At 56.6% G+C, this 1,018-nt stretch carries 1 rRNA gene; it reads right to left on the bottom strand.

The window, feature by feature from the left end:
• Positions 1-1,018 (bottom strand): 23S ribosomal RNA (locus ABZ281_RS50465); the annotation flags it as partial.

The following is a 1,018-nucleotide window of genomic DNA, read 5'->3' as shown; positions in this document are numbered from 1 at the left end:
CCAATATCAAACTGTAGTAAAGGTCCCGGGGTCTTTCCGTCCTGCTGCGCGAAACGAGCATCTTTACTCGTAGTGCAATTTCACCGGGCCTATGGTTGAGACAGTCGAGAAGTCGTTACGCCATTCGTGCAGGTCGGAACTTACCCGACAAGGAATTTCGCTACCTTAGGATGGTTATAGTTACCACCGCCGTTTACTGGCGCTTAAGTTCTCAGCTTCGCCCCACCGAAATGGAGCTAACCGGTCCCCTTAACGTTCCAGCACCGGGCAGGCGTCAGTCCGTATACATCGCCTTACGGCTTCGCACGGACCTGTGTTTTTAGTAAACAGTCGCTTCTCGCTGGTCTCTGCGGCCACCCCCAGCTCACCGTGTAAAACGGATCACCAAGCGTGGCCCCCCTTCTCCCGAAGTTACGGGGGCATTTTGCCGAGTTCCTTAACCATAGTTCACCCGAACGCCTCGGTATTCTCTACCTGACCACCTGAGTCGGTTTAGGGTACGGGCCGCCATGAAACTCGCTAGAGGCTTTTCTCGACAGCATAGGATCATCCACTTCACCACAATCGGCTCGGCATCAGGTCTCAGCCCCATGTGATCCGGATTTACCTGGATCACGGCCTACACCCTTACCCCGGGACAACCACCGCCCGGGATGGACTACCTTCCTGCGTCACCCCATCACTCACCTACTAACCGCTTGGTCCGGCGGCTCCACCACTTCCCTTTGCCCGAAGGCTCCAGGACGGCTTCACGGCCTTAGCATCACGATGCTCGATGTTTGACGCTTCACAGCGGGTACCGGAATATCAACCGGTTATCCATCGACTACGCCTGTCGGCCTCGCCTTAGGTCCCGACTTACCCTGGGCAGATCAGCTTGACCCAGGAACCCTTAGTCAATCGGCGCACACGTTTCTCACGTGTGAATCGCTACTCATGCCTGCATTCTCACTCGTGAACCGTCCACAACTCGCTTCCGCGGCTGCTTCACCCGGCACACGACGCTCCCCTACCCATC

The organism is Streptomyces sp. NPDC006265 (genome assembly GCF_040613555.1).
In the GTDB taxonomy this organism is placed as follows: Bacteria; Actinomycetota; Actinomycetes; order Streptomycetales; family Streptomycetaceae; genus Streptomyces.
This window is presented reverse-complemented; position numbering and strand designations above follow the sequence as displayed.